Annotated in this window: 23 protein-coding genes; 5 read left to right on the forward strand and 18 right to left on the reverse strand. The window is 69.3% G+C overall.

Annotation, left to right across the window (positions count from 1 at the left end):
- Positions 1-29: 29 nt before the first annotated feature.
- The 7 genes from ACFHYQ_RS27640 to ACFHYQ_RS27670 all read right to left on the reverse strand — a co-directional run bounded on the left by ACFHYQ_RS27640 (position 30) and on the right by ACFHYQ_RS27670 (position 6,144).
- Positions 30-941, reverse strand: a complete 912-nt coding sequence (locus ACFHYQ_RS27640; RefSeq protein ID WP_394304076.1) for a phosphatidate cytidylyltransferase — start codon at positions 939-941, stop codon at positions 30-32.
- A gap of 117 nt (positions 942-1,058) precedes the next feature.
- Positions 1,059-1,616, reverse strand: a complete 558-nt coding sequence (gene frr, locus ACFHYQ_RS27645) for a ribosome recycling factor (protein WP_394304077.1) — start codon at positions 1,614-1,616, stop codon at positions 1,059-1,061.
- Positions 1,617-1,625: 9 nt separating this feature from the next.
- Complete coding sequence (pyrH, locus tag ACFHYQ_RS27650; protein WP_394304078.1) at positions 1,626-2,396, reverse strand: UMP kinase; 771 nt, start codon at positions 2,394-2,396, stop codon at positions 1,626-1,628.
- Positions 2,397-2,448: 52 nt separating this feature from the next.
- Entirely contained in the window at positions 2,449-3,282 is an 834-nt protein-coding gene (gene tsf, locus ACFHYQ_RS27655) for a translation elongation factor Ts (RefSeq protein ID WP_394304079.1), read from the reverse strand.
- Between the two features lie 130 nt (positions 3,283-3,412).
- The gene (gene rpsB, locus ACFHYQ_RS27660; protein ID WP_394304080.1) at positions 3,413-4,315 is read right to left on the reverse strand and encodes a 30S ribosomal protein S2; all 903 of its coding nucleotides are present in this window, start codon (positions 4,313-4,315) and stop codon (positions 3,413-3,415) included.
- Between the two features lie 199 nt (positions 4,316-4,514).
- Positions 4,515-4,721: a hypothetical protein gene (locus ACFHYQ_RS27665; RefSeq protein WP_394304081.1), complete on the reverse strand. Its 207-nt coding sequence runs from the start codon at positions 4,719-4,721 to the stop codon at positions 4,515-4,517.
- Positions 4,722-4,752: 31 nt separating this feature from the next.
- The gene (locus tag ACFHYQ_RS27670) at positions 4,753-6,144 is read right to left on the reverse strand and encodes a CoA transferase (RefSeq protein WP_394304082.1); all 1,392 of its coding nucleotides are present in this window, start codon (positions 6,142-6,144) and stop codon (positions 4,753-4,755) included.
- A gap of 121 nt (positions 6,145-6,265) precedes the next feature.
- Between ACFHYQ_RS27670 and ACFHYQ_RS27675 the strand changes: the two genes are divergently transcribed.
- From ACFHYQ_RS27675 to ACFHYQ_RS27695, 5 genes are all read left to right on the forward strand, one after another.
- Positions 6,266-6,619, forward strand: coding sequence for a YraN family protein (locus ACFHYQ_RS27675; RefSeq protein ID WP_394304083.1), 354 nt, complete (start codon positions 6,266-6,268; stop codon positions 6,617-6,619).
- 1 nt (position 6,620) lies between these two features.
- On the forward strand, positions 6,621-8,198 hold the full coding sequence (locus ACFHYQ_RS27680; protein ID WP_394304084.1) for a YifB family Mg chelatase-like AAA ATPase: 1,578 nt from the start codon (positions 6,621-6,623) through the stop codon (positions 8,196-8,198).
- Between the two features lie 72 nt (positions 8,199-8,270).
- Positions 8,271-9,482, forward strand: coding sequence for a DNA-processing protein DprA (dprA, locus tag ACFHYQ_RS27685; protein WP_394304085.1), 1,212 nt, complete (start codon positions 8,271-8,273; stop codon positions 9,480-9,482).
- A gap of 47 nt (positions 9,483-9,529) precedes the next feature.
- Complete coding sequence (locus tag ACFHYQ_RS27690) at positions 9,530-10,027, forward strand: hypothetical protein (protein ID WP_394304086.1); 498 nt, start codon at positions 9,530-9,532, stop codon at positions 10,025-10,027.
- A 1-nt stretch (position 10,028) separates the two neighbouring features.
- On the forward strand, positions 10,029-10,973 hold the full coding sequence (locus tag ACFHYQ_RS27695) for a tyrosine recombinase XerC (RefSeq protein ID WP_394304087.1): 945 nt from the start codon (positions 10,029-10,031) through the stop codon (positions 10,971-10,973).
- Here the strand turns inward: ACFHYQ_RS27695 and ACFHYQ_RS27700 are convergent.
- The 11 genes from ACFHYQ_RS27700 to ffh form a co-directional block, all read right to left on the reverse strand.
- Positions 10,958-11,545: a murein hydrolase activator EnvC family protein gene (locus ACFHYQ_RS27700; RefSeq protein WP_394304088.1), complete on the reverse strand. Its 588-nt coding sequence runs from the start codon at positions 11,543-11,545 to the stop codon at positions 10,958-10,960. The genes ACFHYQ_RS27695 and ACFHYQ_RS27700 overlap by 16 nt on opposite strands.
- Positions 11,546-11,610: 65 nt before the next feature.
- Complete coding sequence (locus ACFHYQ_RS27705; protein WP_036327164.1) at positions 11,611-11,934, reverse strand: DUF2469 domain-containing protein; 324 nt, start codon at positions 11,932-11,934, stop codon at positions 11,611-11,613.
- Between the two features lie 39 nt (positions 11,935-11,973).
- The gene (locus tag ACFHYQ_RS27710; RefSeq protein WP_204018341.1) at positions 11,974-12,699 is read right to left on the reverse strand and encodes a ribonuclease HII; all 726 of its coding nucleotides are present in this window, start codon (positions 12,697-12,699) and stop codon (positions 11,974-11,976) included.
- Positions 12,700-12,788: 89 nt separating this feature from the next.
- Complete coding sequence (lepB, locus tag ACFHYQ_RS27715) at positions 12,789-13,400, reverse strand: signal peptidase I (protein WP_394304089.1); 612 nt, start codon at positions 13,398-13,400, stop codon at positions 12,789-12,791.
- 9 nt (positions 13,401-13,409) lie between these two features.
- The gene (gene lepB, locus ACFHYQ_RS27720; protein ID WP_394304090.1) at positions 13,410-14,282 is read right to left on the reverse strand and encodes a signal peptidase I; all 873 of its coding nucleotides are present in this window, start codon (positions 14,280-14,282) and stop codon (positions 13,410-13,412) included.
- A 111-nt stretch (positions 14,283-14,393) separates the two neighbouring features.
- Entirely contained in the window at positions 14,394-14,759 is a 366-nt protein-coding gene (gene rplS / locus ACFHYQ_RS27725; RefSeq protein ID WP_204018339.1) for a 50S ribosomal protein L19, read from the reverse strand.
- Between the two features lie 160 nt (positions 14,760-14,919).
- Positions 14,920-15,729 carry a tRNA (guanosine(37)-N1)-methyltransferase TrmD gene (gene trmD, locus ACFHYQ_RS27730; RefSeq protein WP_394304091.1) on the reverse strand — a complete coding sequence of 270 codons (810 nt, stop codon included), beginning with the start codon at positions 15,727-15,729 and terminating at the stop codon, positions 14,920-14,922.
- A 29-nt stretch (positions 15,730-15,758) separates the two neighbouring features.
- A complete protein-coding gene (gene rimM, locus ACFHYQ_RS27735) occupies positions 15,759-16,277 on the reverse strand; it encodes a ribosome maturation factor RimM (protein ID WP_394304092.1) in 519 nt (172 codons plus the stop codon).
- Between the two features lie 147 nt (positions 16,278-16,424).
- Positions 16,425-16,664: an RNA-binding protein gene (locus ACFHYQ_RS27740; RefSeq protein WP_204018336.1), complete on the reverse strand. Its 240-nt coding sequence runs from the start codon at positions 16,662-16,664 to the stop codon at positions 16,425-16,427.
- 1 nt (position 16,665) lies between these two features.
- A complete protein-coding gene (gene rpsP / locus ACFHYQ_RS27745) occupies positions 16,666-17,136 on the reverse strand; it encodes a 30S ribosomal protein S16 (RefSeq protein WP_394304093.1) in 471 nt (156 codons plus the stop codon).
- 205 nt (positions 17,137-17,341) lie between these two features.
- A complete protein-coding gene (gene ffh / locus ACFHYQ_RS27750; protein ID WP_394304094.1) occupies positions 17,342-18,892 on the reverse strand; it encodes a signal recognition particle protein in 1,551 nt (516 codons plus the stop codon).
- Positions 18,893-19,072 lie beyond the last annotated feature (180 nt).

Genomic DNA, 19,072 nt, shown 5'->3' on the forward strand with positions numbered 1-19,072 from the left:
CGGCGCGCATCTGACAGCGTCGTGAACGGTCATGGGCTGACGAGGAGCGTCAGCAGCAGCCAGACCGGGACGAGCGTGAAGAGCAGGGAGTCGAGGCGGTCCATGGCGCCGCCGTGGCCGGGCAGCAGCGTGCCCATGTCCTTGATGCCGAGGTCACGCTTGACCACCGACTCGATGAGATCACCGAGGGTGGCGCAGACGACCACGACCGCGCCGAGCACCGCACCCTGCCAGTAGCCCGAGTCGAGTCGGAAATGGACGAGTAACGCCCCGGCGACCACGCAGGCGACCGCCGAGCCGGCGAATCCCTCCCAGGTCTTCTTCGGGCTGATGAGCGGTGACATCCGGTGCCTGCCGAAGAAGATGCCCGCGAAATAGCCGCCGATGTCGCTGCAGACGGTCACCGCTATGAAGATCACAACCCGGTCGGCGCCGTCGTCCGGCTTCAGCAGCAGCGGCACGAACCCCGCGAACAGCGCCGGGTAAACCGCGATGAACATGCTCGCCGTAGCATCCCTGACGTAGCCGTCGGCGCCCTGGAACATCCGCCAGACCAGCAGCACCATCGCGGTCACCGCGAACGCTCCGACGAGGAAGGGGACGCCGCCCCAGTACGGACCGACGACCATCGCGGCCATACCGGCGAGCAGCGGGATCACCGGCACCCGGATGCCGCGGATCGCGAACGCCTTGGCCAGTTCGTGCACGCCGACGCCGACGACAGCCAGGACGACGAACAGGAAGGCCGCCTTGACAATGTAGAGCGAGCCGATGACGACCGCGCCGAGCGCGACGCCGACCGCCACCGCGGCCGGCAGGTTCCGTCCCATACGGCTCCCGCCCCCGGCGGCCGCTCCGGGGGCCCCATCGCCGGGGACACCGTCGCCGTCGAGCGCTTTGCGGTCGGGCCCGTTCTCCGAGGCGGCGGCCGTTGCGTCCAAAACGTCCTACTCCCTATACACGTGATCCTTGTGCCGCGCCACGTGAGGGCGGCGCGGCACAAGGATCACGGTCGAGCCGATCGTCGACCCCGAGGCATCCCGCGGCCGAGGCGTCGGTCAGACCTCGAGCAGCTCGGCTTCCTTGCCCTTGAGCAGCTCATCGATCTTCGCGACGTGCTTCTGGGTGAGGTCGTCGAGCTCCTTCACCGCCCGGTGGACCTCGTCCTCGCCGGCCTCGCCGTCCTTGACCATCTTGTCCAGGATCTCCTTGGCGTGGCGGCGGATGTTCCGGATGGAGACCCGGGCGCCCTCCGCCTTGTTGCGAGCGATCTTGACGTACTCCTTGCGGCGCTCCTGCGAGAGCTCGGGGAACACCACGCGGATGACCGCACCGTCGTTGCCGGGGTTGACCCCGAGATCGCTGTCCCGGATGGCCTTCTCGATCGCGTTCAGCGCGCCCTTGTCATACGGCTGGACAAGGACCATCCGGGCCTCGGGGACGTGAAACGACGCGAGTTGCTGGATCGGCGTCGGCGACCCGTAGTAGTCCACGTTGATCTTGTTGAACATCGAGGGGGTGACGCGGCCGGTGCGGATGCCCGAGAAGTCCTCCTTGGCGACCGCTACCGCCTTGTCCATCTTCTCCTCCGCCTCGAGGAGGGTTTCGTCGATCACTGCGGCTCCCTATTTCCCTGCCGGACTCACCAGCGTGCCGATCTTCTCACCTCGAACCGCCCGCAGGATGTTGCCCTCGCCCATCAGGTCGAAGACCACGATGGGCAGGCCGTTGTCCATGCACAGGCTGATCGCGGTGGCGTCCATGACCCCGAGACCTCGCGTCAGCACCTCACCGTATTCAAGCTGGTCGAACCGTACCGCGTCGGGGTTCTTCCGCGGGTCCGAGTCGTAGACGCCGTCGACCTGCGTACCCTTCAGCAGCGCCTCGGCGCCGATCTCCAGAGCCCGTTGCGCCGCACAGGTGTCGGTCGAGAAGAACGGCGACCCCAGCCCCGCACCGAAGATGACCACTCTGCCCTTCTCCAGGTGGCGGATCGCCCGGCGGGGCAGGAACGGCTCGGCGACCTGCTGCATCGTGATCGCGGTCTGCACGCGGGTGTCGATCCCGCGCTTCTCCAGGAAGTCCTGCAGCGCGAGGCAGTTTATGACGGTCCCGAGCATGCCCATGTAGTCGGCGCGGGCACGGTCCATGCCCTGGTCGGAAAGGGCCGCGCCGCGGAACATGTTGCCGCCGCCGACGACCACCGCCACCTGCACACCCTCGCGGACGGCTTCGGCGACGGAGTCGGCGAGCTGGGCGACGACGAGCGGGTCGATGCCGAGAGTGTCTCCCCCGGCGAACGCCTCACCCGACAACTTCAACATCACCCGCTTCCAGCGCAGCGGCCCGTCGTACGACGAAGCCGCCGGCGTGGCGGGTCTGGTGTTTTCCTGCACGGCGGCGGCCTCCTCGAGATATCCGCGGGTCAAGAGCTCCTCGGCGATAAGCCTAAGCCTGCCCGACCTTGTAACGAGTAAAGGCCAGAACCCTGACCCCTGCCTCGTCCGCGACCTTGGCGATCGTCTTCTTGTTGTCCTTCACGAACGCCTGCTCCACGAGCGTGAAGTCCTTGAACCAGCCGTTGACGCGGCCATCGACGATCTTCGAGATGGCCGCCTCGGGCTTGCCCTCGTCGCGGGTCATCTGCTCGAACAGCGACCGCTCCTTCTCGATCACCTCGGCCGGAACGTCGGCCGGGCTCAGGAACCTCGGCGCCATCGCCGCGGTGTGCTGCGCGATGTCCTTGGCCACCTCGGCGTTCGGCTCGTCGAGCTGGATCAGCACACCGACCGCCGGCGGAAGCTGCGGGTCGGTCTTGTGCATGTACGACACGATGTACCCGCCGTCGAGCACGGAGAACCGACGGATCTCGATCTTCTCGCCGAGCGCGGCGTTCGTCTCGTCGAGCAGTTCCTTGACGCTCTTGCCGTTCAGCTGGGACTCCAGCAGGGTCGGCACGTCGCCGGGCTTGGTCGCCGCGACGTGCGCGACGATGTCGGCGGCCAACTGCTGGAAGCGCTCGTTCTTCGCGACGAAGTCGGTCTCGCAGTTGAGCTCGAGCAGCGCGGCCAGGGAGTCACCCTCGTGCTTGACGGCCACCAGGCCGTTCGACGCGGTGCGGGCCTCGCGCTTGCCGACGTCCTTGGCGCCCTTGAGACGCAGGATGTCGATGGCCTTGTCGAAGTCGCCCTCGGCCTCCTCAAGCGCCTTCTTGCAGTCCATCATGCCGGCGGCGGTCATCTCGCGAAGCCGCTTGACGTCGGCCATGTTCACGGAAGCCATTGTTCCAATTTCCTCTTCAGGACCCGGATGCGAATCGTCATGGGGGGCGGGCGCCCCCTGCGAGGGTGCCCGCCCGATGGAGCGTGTTGCCTGACCGTACGGGCTCTGCCGTACGCCGGCGGGAGCGGCCCTAGGCCTGCTCGGGCTGCTCGGCCTGCGTCTGCTCGGCCTGCGTCTGCTCGGCCTGCTCGGTCTGGACGGCGGCTGGAGCCTCACCGGCCTCGGCCGCCTCGGTGGCCTCGGTGGCCGGGGCGGAGCCTTCGAGCAACTCGCGCTCCCACTCGGCCAGCGGCTCGGCCGCGGCGACACCGGCCGGCTTCTCCTCACCGCGGGCGGCGCCGGCGCGGGTCATCAGGCCGTCGGCGACGGCGTCTGCGACCACACGGGTGAGGAGGCTGACGGCGCGGATCGCGTCATCGTTACCCGGGATCGCGTAGTCGACCTCGTCGGGGTCGCAGTTGGTGTCCAGGATCGCGACGACCGGGATGCCGAGCTTCTTGGCCTCGTTGATCGCGATGTGCTCCTTCTTGGTGTCCACGATCCAGATCGCGCTCGGGACGCGGGCCATGTCGCGGATGCCGCCGAGGGTGCGCTCCAGCTTCTCCTTCTCGCGGCGGCGCATCAGGAGCTCCTTCTTGGTGAGCCCGGAGCCGGCCACGTTGTCGAAGTCGAGCTCCTCCAGCTCCTTGAGGCGCTGGAGCCTCTTGTGCACGGTCGAGAAGTTGGTGAGCATGCCGCCCAGCCAGCGCTGGTTCACGTACGGCATGCCGACGCGCGACGCCTGCTCGGCGATCGCCTCCTGGGCCTGCTTCTTCGTGCCGATGAACATAATGGTGCCGCCGTGCGCGACGGTCTCCTTCACGAAGTCGTACGCACGGTCGATGTACGACAGCGACATCCGCAGGTCGATCATGTAGATGCCGTTGCGCTCCGTGAGGATGAAGCGCTTCATCTTCGGGTTCCACCGGCGCGTCTGGTGGCCGAAGTGAACGCCGCTCTCAAGAAGCTGCCGCATGGTGACGACAGGAGCCATGGTGCTGTTCCTCCATGGTCGCGTGCCCTGGGGCACTGGCCTCGGTTGGTCACGCGGGCCCGTCTGCCCGCGTCCTGACGCCCGGGCCGTCTTCACCGGACGAGGTCGCGTTCGGTCGAACACTCCCCCGATCCGGACCGAGGAGACGGTCTTTGCACGGGCGTGCGAATTCGGCCCGCATAGCAGGCCGTCGAACAGTCTATACGGATCCGCCCCCCTCAGGTGACGGCCGGTTCGCCCGGCTCGGCGCCGGTGACGCCGTCGGCTCGCGGCCCGGCCCGCGTGGCGCACGCGGGAACATGCGGAGGTGGAACTCCGCCAGGCGGGCCCCCGTCGGCGCGTCCTGGGCCGTGCGCTCGGTCGTCCGGTAAGGGTGGATGAGTTCGTCGATCCGCTCGCCGAGCATCCGCGGTTCCTCGGCGTCGACCAGCAGCTCATCATCCCCTGCCTGTGGCTGTCGCCCATTCGGCGGGGTGCTCGCCCTGCCTCGGCGGCGGGCTCGCCCAGTAGGGCTCCGCGCCCGCGATCAGGCCGGGCGGCCGCACGTAGGTGAGGGTGCCGAAAGCGCTGGGCATGGTGGCCAGCAGCCCGTCGGCCGACGGCTGCGGGATGCCGGCGCCGTCGACCCTGCCGAGGTCGTCGAGCCACTTGGCGGTACGCGCCAGGGAGACCTCGACATGCCAGGATCCACCCTCTGCCCGGCGCCGCAGCAGCGCGGCGACCGCGCCGAACGCCGCGAGGAAGCCGCTGCCGTGGTCGAGCGCCTGGGCGGGCAGCGGGGCGGGCCGGGACCCATCGCCGTTCTCGTGGGCGATCCCGCAGACCATCTGGACGAGGCTGTCGAAACCCCGCCTGCCGCCCCAGGGGCCGCGGGAGCCGTACGCGGAGATGTCGACGCAGACGATCCCCGGCCGCATCGCGGCGAGATCGGCGGGCCCGAACCCCCTGGCGTTCAGCGCTCCCGGACGGTATGCCTGGATGACGACATCGGCCTGGCGGACGAGGTCGCGCAGCGCCTCGGGCTCAGAGCAAAGATCGATGTGACATGACCGCTTGCCGAACGCCGTCTCCACGACGAGTCCCGGCACTTCGGGCAGATGAGCCGCCCCGACCCGCAGCACCTCCGCCCCGTGGGCGGCGAGCGTGCGGGCGGCCACCGGCCCGGCGATCACCCGGGTCAGATCGAGAACGCGCACCCCGCTCAGCGGCCGATCCCAGCCCGATGACTCGCCCGATGACTCCAGGGTGCCGGGGACGTCGGTCGGAGTGGAGGGATCAGTCAGGCGGGTGAGCCCGACCAGCGGCTGTTCGGCGATCACGCCCGCCTGCGGGTGCGCGAGCCACCGGGCCCGGCTCCGCATCGCCCCCGCGCACCCGCCCTCGCGGGTCACCGCCTCCTCGACGTCGAGTGCGGTACGGCTCTCGCAGGCACGTGCGACATCCTCCTTGGTCACTCCGGCGGGCAACCCGAGGGCCCGGAGCGCGGCGTCCCGATGATGATCGAAGTTGCAGTGGAGCTTGACCCAGCCGTCATCGGCCCGGTAGTCGCCGGACAGGGGCGCCCAGACGTCGAAGTTCTCGCCGTCGGCCTGGAAGTGGCGCTCACTCTGGAAGGCCACCGCCGCGTGCCGTACGTCGACGAGCACCTCCGGCGGCGCGACGGGCCGCCAGTAGGCGGCGACGGCGGCGTTCGCCGCCCCGGCACATGCGGCGGCGGCCGCGCCGACCGGGAAGACGGACGGCAGCACGAGATCGTCGCCGGTCACCCGCACATCCGGCAGGGCCACCCCCACGCCCTCGCCGAGTTCCTTGATGAGCGTCTCGATCACGTGCCTCATCCCTTCCCCCCGGTCCTGCGGCTGAGCGATCGCAGAGAGTTGTCCACAGAATGCGGTTCGGCTCATCGAGGGTAGCCCGCGATCGGCGACCGTCGAGGCCGGAGGTGGTCCCATGGCCGCGAAGGATCAACTTGGCAGACACGGCGAGCGGCTCGCCGCGAACTTTCTCGAGGCGGGTGGCATGCGGATCCTGGCCCGCAACTGGCGCTGCCCCCAGGGCGAGATCGACATCCTCGCCCGGGACGGCGACGCACTGGTCGTCGTGGAGGTGAAGACCCGCTCAGGCCACAGCCACGGCACCGCGTTCGAGGCGGTCACCCGCGAGAAGCTGCTGCGCCTGCGGAGCCTGGCGAGCAAATGGCTGGCGTCGCAGCCCGAGAGGTTCGGCACGATCCGGGTCGACGTGGTCGCGCTCGAGCGGTTCGCCGGCGACTTCGCCGTACGGCACGAGAGGGGGGTGATCTGACATGGCCGTGGCACGGACCCGGTGCGTGGCCCTGGTGGGCGTCACCGGCCGGATGGTCGAGGTCGAGGCCGACGTGGGGCCAGGAGTCGCGGGCACCCACTTCATCGGCCTTCTCGACACCGCGATCAGCGAGGCCCGCGGGCGGGTGCGCTCGGCAATGATCAACAGTCGCTTCGCCTGGCCCGACACCCGGGTCACCGTCAGTCTGTTCCCCGCGAGCCTGCCCAAGCGCGGCTCGATCTTCGATCTCGCCATCGCCGTCGCCATGCTGGGCGCGGCCGGCGCCGTCCCCGCGCACCGCATCGCGGATCCCCTGTTCCTCGGCGAACTGGGGCTCGACGGCAGGGTACGGCCGATCAGGGGGGTGCTGCCCGCCGTACTGGCGGCGGCGGAGGCAGGGGCCGGCACCGTTGTCGTGCCCGCACGCAACGCCGCCGAAGCGGCCCTCGTTCCCGGCATCGCCGTGGTCCCCGTCGCCACCCTGAGTGAACTCGTGCGGTGGCTGCGCTCCGGCGATACGGGCCGCCGGCCGGCCGCCACCGGCCAGGCCGCACCGTCCGCCGGAGGCGCCGACGCGGAGCCTGCGGCGGATGGGACGGAGGCAATCGGGACGGAGGGCGGACCGGACATGCGGGACGTGGCCGGCCAGCCACTCGCCCGCAAGGCGCTCGAAGTCTGCGCGGCGGGCGGGCACAACCTCTGGATGCTGGGTCCGCCGGGCACCGGCAAGACCATGCTGGCCGAGCGGCTGCCGACCCTGCTGCCATCTCTCGGCCTCGACGAGGCCCTCGAGGTGTCGGCGATTCACTCGGTGGCGGGAACGCTGCCGGCTGGGCATCCGCTGCTCGCCCGGCCGCCTTTCATGGCTCCGCATCACAGCGCGACGGTGGCCGCCGTGGTGGGCGGCGGCAGCGGCGGGACGGTGCGTCCAGGCGCGGTGTCGCTCGCACACCGGGGTGTGCTGTTCATGGACGAAGCCCCTGAGTTCGCCACCTCCGTGCTCGACTCCCTACGGCAGCCGCTCGAATCAGGCGTGGTGACGATCGCGCGGGCGAGCGCGACGATCACGTTTCCCGCCCGCTTCATGCTCGTCCTCGCTTCCAATCCCTGCCCGTGCGGCCGGCCGGGGACGTCGAGCGAGCCCTGCCGATGTACGCCGACCGCACGTCGGCGCTATCTGGCACGGCTGTCCGGCCCGCTGCTCGACCGGGTGGACGTGAAGGTGCGGGTCGGCCGGGCCACCCGGGCCGAACTGCTGGCAGACCGGAACTTCACCGAGCCGACCGAGGCGGTGGCGCAGCGCGTCCTGCTCGCACGGGAACGGGCCGCCAAACGGCTGGCGGGGACGCCCTGGCGAGCGAACGCCGAGGTGCCGTCGGCCGTCCTGCACAACGAGTTCCGCCTGCCCGGCAGGGCCCTCGCTCCGCTGCACCGCGGCCTCGACCTCGGGACGCTCAGCGCGCGCGGGCTCGACCGGGTGCTCCGCCTGGCCTGGACCCTGGCCGACCTCGCCACCAAGGAGATCCCGGGCGAGCCGGAGACGACGGGAGCGCTCGCGATGTGGCTGGGCGTGGACTGATTGGGCGGGCGACTTGATTGGGCGGGCGGACTGATCGGTTGGTTGGGGATCTCGAGTGATGGGGGACACGTGATGGGGAACCTTGGAAGAGACGAGTGCCGGCCCGAGGTCCCCGAGGATGCCGGCGCCCGGGAAGAGGAGCGGGCCGCTCGAGCGGCGATCATGCGGATGGCCGAGGCCGGCGACCCGGTGATGGGCCGGCTGATCGCGGCCCACGGCCCGCAAGATGCTCTCGAACAGGCCAGGCGCGGCAGGCTGGACCCGGAGTCCGCGCGGAGAGAGGCCGAGCTCGCTCTGACATCGCGGCGGCGTCTCGATCTCGCCCGGCTCGTCGCGGGATGGGCCGCCCGCTACACGGACCCCGGGGCGCTGATCGCGGCGGGGCGGGAGCGGGGAGCCCGGCTGGTCATCCCCGGCGACGCCGAGTGGCCGACGCAGCTCGACGACCTGGGCGACCGGCGGCCGTTCGGATTGTGGCTCGAGGGCCGGGCAAACCTGCGCTTCACCTGCCTTCGCTCGGTCGCGATAGTCGGCGCACGGGCCGCGACCGCGTACGGGACGACCGTCGCGAGCGATCTCGGCTCTGGGCTCGGCGAGCGCGGCTGGACCTTGATCAGTGGTGGTGCCTACGGGATCGACGGCGCCGCCCACCGCGGGGCGCTGGCGGCCGGAGCCGCGACGGTGGCTGTGCTGGCCTGTGGGACGGACGTCTGCTATCCCACCGCCCACGAGGAGTTGTTCGGGGTCGTGCGCTCCCAGGGCCTCATGGTCAGCGAATGGCCGCTCGGCGTCCACCCCACCAGGCCCCGCTTCCTCGTACGCAACCGCGTGATCGCCGCGTTGTCGCGCGGCACAGTCGTCGTCGAGGCGGCGGCGCGGAGCGGAGCGCTCAACACCGCGGGGCATGCCGCCGACCTGAACCGGCACCTGATGGCCGTGCCGGGGCCCGTCACCTCGGAGACCTCCGTGGGCTGTCACACACTGATCCGGGAGGGCAAGGCGGTCTGCGTCACCTCCGCCGCCGAAGTGATCGAGCTGGTCGGCTCGATCGGGGCGGATCTGGCCCCCCGCGCCCGAGGGCCCGTGCTGCCCAGGGACGCGCTGGGCGAGGAGACGAGACGGGTGCTGGAGGCGGTTCCGGCCCGCGGTGGATCAGGGCCGGCCGCCATCGCCGTCGCGGCAGGAGTGGATCTCACCACAGCGCTCGCCTGCCTCGGCGGGCTGGCCGCCGCCGGATTCGTCGAGCAGTCAGACCGCGGCTGGCGGCTTCGCCGCTCCCGGTAGTTCAATTCATCGAGATCACGAAAGGGTCAACGGATAGCATGCGATCCATGGCTGACCGCAGCTCAGTAACGATCAACACCGGGGACGGCAGGGAGATCGCTCTGTCCACCCGTCAGGACGTCTGGGACGCGCAGGCGGCGAACGCCAGGCTTTTCACCGCGATCCACGAAACGCTGCAGGAGCAGCAGGAGATCCTCCGCGAGTACGGGAAGGACCTGGAGTTCCAGAGAAACGTCCTGGAACGTCACGGCACGGTGCTGGTACGCCACGGCAGCATCCTGGACGACCACACCAGGATCCTGGACAACCACACCAAAACCCTCGAACACCACAGCACGATCCTGGACGACCACACCAGGATCCTGGACGACCACACCAGGATCCTGGACGACCACACCAGGATCCTCGAACACCACAGTGCAATCTTGGACAACCACACCAAAACCCTCGAACACCACAGCACGATGCTGGAACAGCAGGGCGTCGCGATGGAGCAACTCTTGGTGGGTGTGCAGGGCATCAAGGATCATTTCGGGATCGGCTGAGATGTCGTCTCCCAGGTTCGAGTCCGTCCTGGCGGCGTTCGAGCGCCACCTTCGCCTGGAGCGGGACCTGTCGCCGCACACCGTCAGGGCGTACCTGGGGGATATCGCCTCACTGCTCGCACATATGGCCGCAGGGCAGGAGGGCCCGGAGCGGGAAAGCATCGCCACCTTGGACGTGAACGCCCTCCGCGACTGGCTGGGGACCCAACACCAGGCAGGGGCGTCCCGGGCGACGTTGGCGCGGCGGACGGCGTGCGCGCGGGCGTTCACCGCGTTCTGCCACCGCCGGGGCTGGCTGGACGGTGATCCGGGATTGCTGCTGGGCACCGCCAAGCCGCACCGGCGCCTGCCGGAGGTGCTGGACCAGGCGGAGGTCCGGGCCGTGCTGGACCGGGCTGCCCCTGACGAGGCCGCCCCTGACGGAGCGGGTGCCCACAACCCCAAGGACCTGCGCGACCAGGCGATCATGGAACTGCTCTACGCCACCGGTGTGCGGGTGAGCGAGCTGTGCGGTCTCGATGTCGACGACGTCGACCGCGACCGCCGTACGGTGCGGGTGCTGGGCAAGGGCCGCAAGGAGCGAACGGTGCCCGTCGGAGCGCCCGCGCTGCGCACCCTCGACGCCTGGTGCGTGCGCGGCAGGCCGTTGCTGGTCCGCGAGGGCACCGGCCCCGCCCTCTTCGTCGGAGTCCGCGGCGGCCGGATCGATCAGAGCACGGTCAGGCGGGTCGTGCACGCGCGCCTGGCGGAGATCGAAGGAACTCCGGATATGGGCCCGCACGGCCTCCGGCACACCGCGGCCACCCATCTACTCGAGGGCGGGGCCGATCTGCGCAGTGTCCAGGAGATGCTGGGTCACGCCTCCCTGGCCACCACACAGATCTACACGCATGTGTCCGTGGAACGGCTCAGGGCCGCGTATCGGCAGGCTCATCCGCGGGCCTGACCTTCCGTGGACGCCGGCCACAACGGCAGCAGGCGGACCCGGCCGAGACCGAACAGCAGGAGGGGATCGAGATAACTCCTCCCCCGCAAGAGCCCCCAATGGAGGCAGGTCATCCTGCAGTGACCCGGGACGTCCTCGATCACCCCGATCACGTCACTCGCCGCGACGCTCTGGCCGGGCCGTACGGATGCCAGGACCGGGAGATAGGTGGTCCGCAGCCCGTTCGTGTGAGCGATGGCGACGACTCCGCGCCCGGCGACCCGGCCCGCGTACTCGACGACGCCCGAGCCGGCCGCGTAGATCTCCTCACCCGCCCCCGCTGCGAGATCCACGCCACGATGCCCTGCGAGCCAGGGCCGAGCCGGCGGGTCGAAACCCCTGACCACCAGACCGCGAACGCCGAGCGGGCGACGCCCGCCCAGCGCGACCGGCGACGCCCATGCTCCGCCACGCGGACCCGCGGCCCTCTCGGTGGACGACAGCTCAGCGGGCAGCGGCGACCGCGGCGGCAAGGAGCCTGCACTGGACGAGGCGGCCATGAGGCAGGCGAGCAGGCAGACGACAGAGCGCATGCCGTAACGGTGCCGCAATCGGGCACATCCTCAGCCCGCCGAACCCGGTTCTGGGGAAAACGGCCCTAGCTGGAGAATCCCTCCTTGGGCATCTCGAGATCGGGCTTGGCCAACTCCTCTATGTTGACGTCCTTGAACGTCACGACCCGCACGTTCTTGACGAAGCGGGCCGGACGGTACATATCCCAGACCCAGGCGTCCTGCATCTTCACGTCGAAGAAGACGTCACCGTTCTCGGCTGTCCGGACATCGAGGTCCACCGAGTTGGTCAGATAGAAGCGCCGCTCGGTCTCCACGACGTAGGTGAACAGACCCACGACGTCGCGGTACTCCCGGTAGAGCTGCAGCTCCATCTCGGTCTCGTACTTCTCGAGATCTTCCGCGCTCATTCCGGACCTCCTCTTCCGCTCCCCGTCGCGGTCGCCCCTTCAGACGACACTGGCCCCGACCTCATTCTCTTGCATGCCCCCATCCTGCCCGGTCCACGGGCCTACGTCCTGGATCTCCGCTCCACGAGTCACCCTGGCCACCGTCACGAACGAGAACCGGTGATGGGGGCTGGGTCCGTGTTGGGCCAAAGCCCGACGATGGCCCGCGGTGACGTAGCCCTTGTGCACGGCGAAGCCGTACTCGGGGGACGTCTCGTCCAGGCCGCGCATCAGGCGGTCCCTTGTCACCTTGGCCACGATCGAGGCCGCCGCGACGCAGGCCGCGACCTGGTCTCCCTTCCATACGGCGAGCGACGGTGCGGGCAGCCCGGCCACGGGGAAGCCGTCGGTCAGGATGTAGCCGAGGTCGATCCCCAGTCCCGCAACCGCCCGGCGCATGCCCGCGACATTGCACTTGTGCAGGCCCCGCGCGTCGATCTCCGCAGGGGGGATCACGACGACTCCGACCGCTTTCGCCGTGCCGGTGATGTGGTCGTAGAGGCGTTCTCGGGCGGCCTCCGTAAGAAGCTTGGAATCGGTCAGGCCGTGGATCTCCCGCCCCAACACGACCGCCGCCACCACCAGCGGCCCGGCGCAGGCGCCCCGGCCTGCCTCGTCCACCCCGGCCACCGGAGCGAATCCTCGTCGTGCCAGAGCCCGCTCGTAGCCGTACAGTCCCGAATCCCGCCGCACCACACTGGGACGGGGGCGATACAAAGGCGTCATGACGACAAGCAGATTACGCCCCAATCCGCCCCGGCGATACGGCCGGAGCCTCCGCCACCGGCAAAAGCCCGGGTGAATTCGGGACCGGATCAGTGAACGGCGGAGAAAGTCGCAGGCGGGGACAGCCAGGAGAAGCGTGACAGCGGCCAGAAGCGAACGAAAGCCCGGCCGATGACGTCAGCCTCCGAGATCGTGCCCAGATGCCCGTCTTCCAGGAACATCCGGGAGTCCATCGAGTTGTTCCGATGGTCGCCCATCAGCCACAAACGCCCCGGCGGCACCTTCACCTCGAACCGGCGTCCGGAGGGGTGGGCTCCCGGGTACAGGTAGACGCCCTCCTCATCGAGCGGGGTGCCGTTGACGGTGATCCGGCGCTTGTCATCGCAGCACTTCACCGTGTCACCGCCGACGCCGATCACCCGCTTGATCGTGTCCTCACCATCCCAGCCCTTGAAGACCACGATGTCGCCCCGCTCCACGTCGCCCAACTTGTAGGCGAGCTTGTTCACCGCCACATAGTCATTCAGCAGCAGCGTGTTCTCCATCGAGCCGGAGGGAATGTAGAACGTCTGCAGGACGAACGCGTGGACCAACAGCGCCACCACGATTCCGCCGAGGCCGTACAAGATGGTGTCACGGAGCCCCGAGCCCTTCTTGGCGGGTGCGTCGTTCTTCTCCTCGGTCTTGCCGGTCTTCGCCATGGCCTTCCTCTACCGCTTGGCTGATCTGCGGTTCCTGAATCTGCGGCGCAGCACCACCAGCGGCACGGCTCCCGCGAAGCCCGCCAGGACGGGGGCGGCTCCGGCGGCGGCTCCGGCGGCTTTCAGGGCGGGCTGAGCGAACGTGTCGGGGATCGGCAGGATCTGGGCCCGGTCGAACGGCCAGACGATGACGAAAGCACGGCCGATCACCTGGTCGGCCGGGATCGCGCCGCCCCCGGGATCCCCCGTGTGACGCCGGGAGTCGGAGGAGACGAACCGGTGGTCGCCCATCACCCACAACCGCCCCGGTGGCACCGTGACATCGAAAGGGTCCTGGGAGGGCGCGTCTCCCGGGTGCAGGTAGGCCTTCTCGTCCAGCGGCACCCCGTTCACCGTGACGCGGCCCGGCTCGTCACAGCACTTGACCCTGTCGCCGGGCAGCCCGATGACCCGCTTGATGTAGTCCTTCTCCCCCGGGACCACGCCGAACGCCGTACCGACCCAGCGGAGGGCCCCGGTGATCGGGTTCGACGGCTCCTCCAACTGCACCTCGGGATCCCAGGAGTCCACTCCCGAGAACACCACGATGTCCCCGCGCTCGATGTCGCGGACGTGGTACACGAGTTTGTTGACCAGCACCCGGTCATTGATCAGCAGCGTGTTCTCCATCGACTCGGACGGGATGTAGAACGCCTGCACGACGAAGGTCTTGATGAGCAGGGCCAGCCCCAGGGCCACCACGATGAGGACGGGAAGCTCCCGCCAGAACGACCCCTTCTTCTCCTTGGCGCCATCGGCGCTTTGCTGGATGTCTTCGGCGACCACGTCCACCCCGTCCTCGCCAGGGTGGCGCACGCCGAACCCCTGACCTTCGCTAGCCAACGGTGCTGAGCCTAAATGATGTCCGCGGCGGCCAGTGGCGTGGACGCGGCATCCCCGGCAAAAGAAAGTGGTCCGTACCGATGGCACGGACCACGATCGACACTCCTTGACCTACTTGGCGGCCGGCGTCGCCTCACGCTTCTCGCGGATGCGAGCCGCCTTGCCGCGCAGGTCGCGCATGTAGTAGAGCTTCGCCCGGCGGACGTCGCCCCGGGTCACCACGGTGATCTTCTCGATCACCGGGCTGTGCACCGGGAAGGTCCGCTCGACGCCGACGCCGTAGCTGACCTTGCGGACGGTGAAAGTCTCACGTACGCCGCCGCCCTGCCGACGCAGGACGAACCCCTTGAACACCTGGATTCGGGACCGGTTGCCCTCGACGACACGCACGTGGACCTCCAGCGTGTCACCCGGGCGGAAGGCCGGAACGTCGCTGCGGAGAGCAGCCTTCTCGAGCTCCTGGATCTGCGTGTGCATGACGGCGGTTCCTCGCTGACATGGGCACGCGGAGGTCCACCCGGCCGGGCCGGAAAGGCTCGGCGACAAGGGGGACACGCGTGCTTGGCTTGATTTACGTCCGATTCTGCCGCGGCTGGGACCGGGCGACACCCGGCCACACGAAAGCGGCAGCAGCGATTCAGTTTGCCACATCATCCGGCTCGGCGCGAAACGGGATGCCGCATGGGGGCTCGAACTCCGTGAGGATCTTCCGGTCGTCCTTGTCCAGGCCGGCCGGATCGAGCCTGGCGACCAGCTCGGGCCGTTTCTCGAGAGTACGCCGCAGCGCCTGGTCGCGTCGCCATCGGGCGATCTTTCCGTGGTGGCCGGACAGCAGGATCTCGGGTACCTCGCGGCCGCGCCACGTGGGCGGTTTGGTGTAGACCGGGCCCTCCAGAAGGTTGGCCATCGACCCGGGAGCGAAGGAGTCGTCGGCGACCGATCTGGCGTTGCCGAGCACCCCGGGCAGCAACCGCCCGACCGCCTCGACGATCACGAGGACGGCCGCCTCGCCGCCCGCCAGCACGTAGTCGCCGACGCTCACCTCGTCGACCCGCAGCCGTGAGCCGTACTCGGCCGCGACACGCGAGTCGATGCCCTCGTAACGGGCCGGGGTGAACAGCAGCCACGGCTCCTCGGCGTATTCGATGGCCGTCTCCTGAGTGAACGGCCGTCCGCTCGGCGTCGGCACGATCATCCGGGGCGACGCGGCCGGCCCGGCCTGGGCGATGACGGCGTCGATGGCCTCACCCCAGATCTCCGGCTTCATCACCATGCCGGGACCCCCGCCGTACGGCGTGTCGTCCACGGTCTTGTGGACGTCGTGGGTCCAGTCCCGCAACTGGTGGAGACGGATCTCGAGGATCCCCCGCTCCCGCGCCTTGCCCACCAGCGACACGTCGAGCGGAGCGAAGTACTCGGGAAAGATCGAGATGATGTCGACGCGCACGCGTGCCTCCTCCTACTCGGAAACCCGCCCTACTCGGTCTCGCCGAGATCGAACAGGCCGGGCGGCGCGGCTACGACCAGTACGCCCCGGTCGAGATCGACCTCGGGTACGAGCGCCTTGACGAACGGAACGTAGGCCTCGCCCTGATCCGGTCGGCGGACGACGAGCAGGTCCTGCCCGTGGTGGAGGACGTCGGCGACCTCGCCGATCCGCTCACCCGCCGTGGTCACCACCGCAAGACCGATGAGTTCATGGTCGTGGAACTCGTCGGGATCGGCGGACCGTGGCACGTCGGCGGCGTCGATGACGAGCAACGTGCCCCGTAGTTCCTCGGCGGCATCGCGGTCGTCCACACCGGCCAGGGCCAGCAGCAGGATCCCCTTGTGCCAGCGCGCCCTCTCGACCGTCAGCGGGCCGGCAGCCGCCGGATCGGTGGCGAGAGCCGTACCGGGGGAGAACCGCACGTCGGGATCGTCGGTGCGCACCTCGACGGTGACCTCGCCCCGTACGCCGTGCGGCCGGCCGATCCTGCCCACCACCAACTGCACTTGTCGCCTTCCTTCAGAACCGGATCTCGTGTTAGGACACGAAGCTCGCGTTGAAACACGAAGCTCGCATTGGAACCGAACTAGCCGGAGACGGAGCCGGGGGACCCCATGAGGGGTCCCCCGGACGTGAGGTTCTCCTCGGCGGGCCTAGGCCGTGTCCAGATCGACCAGGTCGATCCGCACGTACCGGCCCTGGGACAGCCCGTTGACGACCGTGCGCAGCGCCTTGGCCGTACGGCCGCCGCGGCCGATGACCTTGCCGAGGTCTTCGGGGTGGACCCGGACCTCCAGGACGCGTCCGGTGCGGATGCGTCGCGCGCGGACCCGGACGTCGTCAGGATGTTCGACGATGCCCTTGACCAGATGCTCGAGGGCCTCCTCGAGCATCTCAGGCCTCGCCTTCCGGCTTCTCCTCGACTGCCGGAGCCTGGGCTGCCGGGGCCTCGGCGGTCGCTTCGGCCTTGGCGGGCTTCTTGGCCTTCTTCTGAGCGGTGGCGGCGACAGCGGTGTCACCGGACAGCGTCTCCCGGGCCGCGGCCTCATAAGCGGCGTGGCGGTCCGGCTTCGGCTCGGCCACCAGCAGCGGCGTCGCCGGGGCGGGCTCGCCCTTGAACTTCTGCCAGTCACCGGTCAGCTTGAAGATCTTGAGAACCGGGTCGGTCGGCTGCGCGCCGACGCCCAGCCAGTACTGCGCCCGCTCGGAGTTCACCTCGATGCGCGAGGGGTCCTCCTTCGGGTGGTACAGGCCGATCTCCTCGATCGCACGACCGTCGCGCTTGCTACGGCTGTCGGCGACGACGATGCGGTACTGCGCGTTGCGGATCATTCCGAGCCGCTTGAGCTTGATCTTGACTGCCACGAGTGTGGTCTCTCCTGCATTAGAGCGTGGGTGAGCGGTGTCTCATCGAGTGGGGCACGATGGGAGCCCGCCCGAGGGACAGGCGCGACCGGCGGGAGTGAGAGGGCACCCGCACAGTCACGATGTTCCAGCCAGATATTCTGCCAGATCGCTCAGGGTGTTCGGGCATCCCCTCGCCCACTCGACACCGTCGCTTGCCGTACCGCTACTTCTGACCCGGCAGCTTGAACTTCGACGGGTCGAAGCCGGGCGGGAGCTCCGGGCCCGGTGGCAGCTGCCCTGTTCCGAGGTTGCCGAGGGCGCCGGCGCCCTTCGGCAGTGAGGGCGTGTCCGCCGTACCGGAGCCGGCCTTTCCGAGCGCCGCCTTGCGGGGGTCGCCGCTGACGCGGCGGCCCTTCTTGGCCTTCTGCGCCTTCTGACTCTTGCCCCGGCCCGGCATGCCGGGAATGCCCAGGCCCTGGGTCATCCGCTTCATCATCTTCTGCGCCTCGAAGAAGCGGACGACCAGGTTGTTGACCTCGGTGACGGTGACGCCGGAGCCCTTGGCGATGCGGGCCCGCCGCGAGCCATTGATGATCTTCGGTTCCTGGCGCTCGCCCGGGGTCATGGAGCGGATGATGGCGGCGATGCGGTCGAGGTCACGGTCGTCGACCTGGTTGAGCTGCTCGCGCATCTGGCCCATGCCCGGCATCATGCCGAGGAGATTCTTGATAGGGCCCATCCGGCGGACCATCATCATCTGCTCGAGGAAGTCATCGAGCGTGAAGCCGTCACCGGAGGCGAGCTTGCCCGCCATCTTGGCGGCTTCCTGCTCGTCGAAGGTCTTCTGGGCCTGCTCGATCAGGGTGAGGATGTCGCCCATGTCGAGGATCCGGCCCGCCATCCGGTCCGGGTGGAAGGCATCGAAGTCCTCGAGCTTCTCGCCGGTGGACGCGAACATGATCGGGCGGCCGGTGACATGCCGGACCGACAGCGCGGCACCCCCCCTGGCGTCGCCGTCGAGCTTGGTCAGCACGACGCCGTCGAAGCCGACCCCCTCCATGAACGCCTGGGCGGTGCTCACGGCGTCCTGACCGATCATCGCGTCGACCACGAACAGCACCTCGTCCGGGCTGATCGCGTCACGGATGTCCGCCGCCTGCTTCATCAGTTCCTGGTCGATGCCCAGCCGACCGGCGGTGTCGACGATGACCACGTCGTGCTGACGGCGCCGGGCCTGTTCGACCGACTCCCTGGCCACCGCGACGGGGTCGCCCACCCCGTTGCCCGGCTCGGGCGCGAACACGGCGACCTCGGCACGCTCGGCCATGACCGACAACTGCTGGACCGCGTTGGGCCGCTGGAGGTCGCATGCGACGAGCAGCGGGGCGTGTCCCTGTTCGCGCAGCCACTTGGCCAGCTTGCCGGCGAGCGTGGTCTTCCCGGATCCCTGGAGACCCGCGAGCATGATGACGGTCGGCGGAGTCTTGGCGTGGCGCAGCCGACGCGTCTCACCGCCCAGAACCTCGATCAGCTCGTCGTTTACGATCTTCACGACCTGCTGGGCGGGGTTGAGCGCCTGGGAGACCTCGGCTCCGCGCGCCCTTTCCTTGACCCGGGCCACGAAGTCCTTCACCACGGGCAGCGCGACGTCCGCCTCGAGCAGGGCGATGCGGATCTCGCGGCAGGTCGCGTCGATGTCTGCGTCGGAAAGCCTGCCCTTGGACCGAAGGGAGGAAAAGACCGAAGTCAGCCGGTCAGAAAGCGTCTCGAACACGTGAGTGGCCAGCCTCGAAGCGATTGGACGGGTGAATGGACCGGCCTCCAGCCTATCCGGCCGCGCGGCCAGTGCGCCCGTGCGCGCGCCCGCTCATCCACCGTACGCGCCCACGTGCGAGGTCAGGGCGTGCTCGACCAGCGTGATCAACGCGCTCTTCACCGACTCCCGATCACGCGC

It is taken from the genome of Sphaerimonospora cavernae, from assembly GCF_042435035.1.
GTDB lineage: Bacteria > Actinomycetota > Actinomycetes > Streptosporangiales > Streptosporangiaceae > Sphaerimonospora > Sphaerimonospora cavernae.